The following is a 4,529-nucleotide window of genomic DNA, read 5'->3' as shown; positions in this document are numbered from 1 at the left end:
CCGCCACCAGCTTGGCCGGCGCGGCCGGATCGGCGGCGTGGAGGTTGACGATGCCCCGCGTCGCCGTTCCCTGGAACAGTCGCCTGGTCGAGGCGAGCAGCGCGGCGGGGGTGAACATCCCCTTCGCCCGCGCGCCCTTGAACACGTCGTAGGAGGCGGCGGGCGTGGTCACCGTCTCACGGATGTCCAGCGCGGCGGCCATGTTGTCGGCCTGGCTCGCGCCGGCTTCGACGCGCGAGGTCTCGACCTCGCTGCGCATCCCGGCATCGACATCGGCCAGCTCGCGATCGATCTCCGCCTGGGTCGGCGGCGTCGCCATCGCCTGCGCGATCACGCCGCGCACGTCGCGCAGCGCCGCCGCCCAGTCGTCGCCCGCCGGCACCACCTGCACCGCCGTGATGTTGGCCGAGCGCAGCGCATCCTCCAGGCTGACGCTGGCCTGGAGAAAGCTGCCGCCGGCGCGCGCACGTTGCTCTAGCTGGCGGCTGATCAGCCGCGTCGCCAGCATGTCGACCAGCCGCCGCTGGTTGAAGGTCACGGTGTCGGCGTTGAAGTGCCACGGACGCAGCGTCACCGCCGAGACCAGCACCGGGATGCCGGGCTCGACGATCGTCGCCGCGTCCGGATGACCGGCAGTCGGTTGGCCGAAATCGGGCTCGGCAGGAGCCGGGCCGACGCCGCGCCAGGCGGAGAAGTTCTTGACCACCAGCTGCTCCAGCAGCTCGGCATCCATGTCGCCGGCGATGATCACCACCGCGCGCTCCGGGCGATACCAAAGGTCGTGATAGGCCTGGATGCTCGCAGGCGTCGCCGCCTCGATCACCGGCACCAGCCCGATCGGCGAGCGCGCCGCCAGCGGCTGGCCGGCGAAGAACAGCGCGTTGCTGGCATCGCTGAGCCGGACCTGCGGACCCGGCTGCTCGCGCTGCTCGGCCAGCACCACCGGACGTTCGCCGGTGACGGCCTGCTGCGTGATCGCTGGCTTGGCAATCATGCCCGACAGGATCTTGAGGCTCTCGTCGACGCCGGCCTGCGTCGCCGAGGGCAGGTCGAGCTTATAGAGCGTCGCGATCGGCGAGGTCTGGGCATTGGTGTCCGCGCCAAAGGTCGCCCCGAACCGCTGCCACACCCGCTTCGCTTCGCCGTCGGCGACATATTGCGAGCCGCGAAAGGTCAGGTGCTCGATGAAATGGGCGTAGCCGCGCTGGCCCTCTGTCTCCTCCAGCGAGCCGGCATCGATCCGCACCCGGATCGACACCTGCCCCGGCGGCACGCCGTTGCGCCGCACCGCATAGCGCACGCCGTTGGCCAACGTGCCGAAATGCCAGGCCGGGTCCTGGACGAGATCGCTGCCCTTGTAGAGCCAGGCGCTGCGGTCGATGCCGGCGAGCGAGGGCACGCCCGGATCAGTAACGATCGGCGACGGTGCTGCGACCTGGCCGATCGCCGGCGCGATCGGCAGCAGGGCCAGCAGGAGAGCGGGGACGCGGAACACGCGCGGAGGATACGCCATCGGCTTCCTTTAGCGACGCCGCCGCGCCCCTACCAGCCGCGCGCGCGTCATCTCGTCGTCATTGGTCCTGGTCGCGAAGCCGCCGGATTACGCCATTATTTTGCCCCGGTGTGAGCCTAGCGGGGCACTCGCAACGCGGCGGCGATCCCGAGCGTTGCCGCGCGACACGGCCTACAAGCCCACCGATGGGATGATCTGCAATGACGGTTGCAACGACGACGAAGCGAGCAGCGACCAAGACCGGAATGCGGCCGGATTCGGGCGGGCGTACCGAGCCATTGATGGTTCCCGACCTGAACGTCATCTCCGGCGCGCCGGCTCCGGGCGCGGAGATGAAGGCGGAGACCAACCGACCGCTGATCATCAAGCTGGGCAAGCATCTGCGCGGCGTGTTCGACCGCTTGATCGCCTCCTCGTCGCTGGTTCCCAACGATCCGGTGCTGGACACGCGCGACTTCGCCTGGACCGCGATCCTGCGCGACCATTGGGAGACGATCCGCGACGAGGCGATCGCGGTGGCGCTGCGCGGCGAGGCGTCGCCGAGCCTCGCGACGATCAGCCCCGATCACCGCTCGATCGCCGAGGTCAACAAGTGGCGCTCCTTCTTCATCTGGGGCTATGGCTTCCGCATCGACGAGAACGCCAATCGCTGTCCGCAGACCTCCGCCCTGGTGGAGCGCATCCCCGGCCTCAACAGCGCGTTCTTCTCGATACTGGCCCCCGGCACCCACATCCCCGAGCATCGCGGCGTCACCAAGGGGCTAATCACCTGTCACCTCGGCCTGCTCGTGCCGCGCGACGGCGACGTCCGGATGCGCGTCCACGACCGCATCGTGCGCTGGGCGGAAGGCGAGACCCTGGTGTTCGACGACACCTATCAGCATGAGGTGTGGAACGACACCGACGGCACGCGAGTGGTGCTGCTGGTTCAGTTCGAGCGGCCGCTGCGCAACCCCGGCAAGTGGTTCGCCGACTTCTTCCTCGGCTTCGTGCGCCGCTCGGCGTTCGTGCAGGAGGCACGCGACAACATCAGCCAGTGGAACGCGGCGGTGAAGCAGCTCGATGTCTGAGCTCGGCGTCCGGAATTAGCGGAGCTAATTTCGGAGTAATCGCCGAGCCCGGCCAGCGGCGGCATAGCCGCCGACTGACGACGCGGCTTTGCTGCGGCGGTTGGGCTCCTCACCCCCGTCACCCCGGGCTCGTCCCGTCATTGCGAGAAGAGCCGCTTGCGCCCTGCCCTTCCCCGCGCCACATGCGGCCCATGCTGATCGAGACCGAGACCACGCCCAACCCGGCGACGTTAAAGTTCCTGCCGGGCCGCTCCGTCATGGAAACCGGCACCCGCGACTTCGCCACCCCGGAAGAGGCGGAGGCGAGCCCGCTGGCGGAGGCGCTGTTCGGGCTGGGCGACGTGACCGGCGTGTTCTTCGGCCGCGACTTCGTGTCGGTCACCGCTGGACCTGGCGTCGAGTGGCGGATGCTCAAGCCCGACGTGCTCGGCATCCTGCTCGATCATTTCAGCGCGCAGATGCCGTTGTTCCGGGCCGCCAGCGCGGGCTTCGCGGTGCCGCCTGCCGATGCCGAGTTCCCGACCAACCCCGAGGACGCCGACATCGTCGAGCAGATCAAGGACCTGCTGGAGACGCGCATCCGCCCGGCGGTCGCGAACGACGGTGGCGACATCGTCTATCGCGGCTTCGATCAGGGCAAGGTCTTTCTGCAGATGCAGGGGGCCTGCGCTGGCTGCCCGTCGTCGTCGGCGACGCTGAAGAACGGGATCGAGCAGCTGCTGAAATATTACGTCCCAGAAGTCACTGAAGTGAGAGCCGTCTGATGCCAGCGATTAACGACCAAGCCCTCGACCAGCTGTTCCGCGCCGGGCGCAGCTATAACGGCTATACCGACGAGCCGGTCGCCGAGGCCGAGCTGCACGCGATCTGGGACCTGATGAAATGGGGTCCGACCAGCGTCAACCAGATGCCGGCGCGGCTGATCTGGTGCACCAGCGACGAGGCGAAGGCCAAGCTTGCCGAGTGCGCCAGCGGCGCCAATGGCGACAAGATCCTGAAGGCACCGGTGACCGTCATCATCGGCATGGACATCAACTTTCACGAGCAGCTGCACGAGCTGTTCCTGCACACCGATGCCAAGCCCTGGTTCGACGGCAATACCGAGTTGCGCGAGGTGTCGGCGATGCGCAACTCGACGCTGCAGGGCGCCTATTTCATCATGGCGGCGCGGGCGCTCGGCCTCGACACCGGGCCGATGTCGGGCTTCGACAACGGCAAGGTCGACCTCGCCTTCTTCGCCGACCAGCCGGGGGTGCGGTCCAACTTCATCTCGACGCTGGGTCATGGCGATCCTTCCACCGTCTATGGCCGGTCGCCGCGACCCGATTTCGGCAAGTTCAACCGGATCGCCTGATCCCGCGTCACATCCCGTGCTGACCCTCGTCATCGAGACCGCCACCGCCGCCTGTTCGGTGGCGTTGATCGAGGACGGCATCGTGGTTGCCCGCTTCCATGAGGTGGCCGGGCGTGGCCATGCCGAGCGGCTGGTGGCGATGGTCGCCGAACTGCCCGGCGGCGGCCGTGCCCCTCATATCCTGGTCGATGTCGGCCCGGGCAGCTTCACTGGCGTACGCGTCGGCATCGCTGCGGCCCGCGGACTGGCGCTGGGCTGGGGGGCGGAGGTCACGGGCTGCTCGTCGCTGGCTCTGGTCGCCGCAGCCGCCTTCGCGCGCCGCGACACGGCCGAGGTTGCGGCCGTGCTGGCGGGCGGGCATGGCGAGGTGTTCATGCAGCCCTTCGCCGCCAACCTGACCGCGCTCGCGCCGCTCGCCTCGCTGACCCCCGCGGCAGCGGTTGCGACGGTCGGCGGTCGCCGGATCGGGACGGCGCTCAAGCTGGACCAGCGGGCCTGGGCGCTGGCGAACGGGGACCGCCCCGCCGACGCCGAGGCGCATTACCTGAACCTGATCGCCGCTCGGACGACCCTGCTCGGGCCCGCCGATCCG

The 4,529-nt window shown here is 68.9% G+C and carries 5 protein-coding genes; 4 read left to right on the top strand and 1 reads right to left on the bottom strand.

All coding sequences use genetic code 11. The features are described from left to right. The coding region (locus HUU96_RS11785) for a M16 family metallopeptidase (protein ID WP_174292978.1) at positions 1-1,513 on the bottom strand (1,513 nt) is incomplete at its 3' end. 281 nt (positions 1,514-1,794) lie between these two features. Here HUU96_RS11785 and HUU96_RS11780 point away from each other — a divergent pair. From HUU96_RS11780 to tsaB, 4 genes are all read left to right on the top strand, one after another. After that, a complete protein-coding gene (locus tag HUU96_RS11780; RefSeq protein ID WP_174292977.1) occupies positions 1,795-2,583 on the top strand; it encodes an aspartyl/asparaginyl beta-hydroxylase domain-containing protein in 789 nt (262 codons plus the stop codon). A gap of 191 nt (positions 2,584-2,774) precedes the next feature. Next, positions 2,775-3,347 (top strand): NifU family protein, encoded by a 573-nt coding sequence (locus tag HUU96_RS11775; RefSeq protein WP_174292976.1) that lies wholly within the window; start codon positions 2,775-2,777, stop codon positions 3,345-3,347. Continuing rightward, positions 3,347-3,937, top strand: coding sequence for a malonic semialdehyde reductase (locus HUU96_RS11770; protein ID WP_174292975.1), 591 nt, complete (start codon positions 3,347-3,349; stop codon positions 3,935-3,937). The genes HUU96_RS11775 and HUU96_RS11770 overlap by 1 nt, the downstream gene beginning before the upstream one ends. Positions 3,938-3,953: 16 nt before the next feature. After that, positions 3,954-4,529 (top strand): tRNA (adenosine(37)-N6)-threonylcarbamoyltransferase complex dimerization subunit type 1 TsaB (gene tsaB, locus HUU96_RS11765; protein WP_254605202.1); only part of this gene is annotated, 576 nt, incomplete at its 3' end.

Source organism: Sphingomonas bacterium (assembly GCF_903644135.1).
Lineage (GTDB): Bacteria > Pseudomonadota > Alphaproteobacteria > Sphingomonadales > Sphingomonadaceae > Sphingomonas.
The sequence above is the reverse complement of the archived record's forward strand: the minus strand, read 5'-3'. Positions and strand labels throughout refer to the sequence as shown.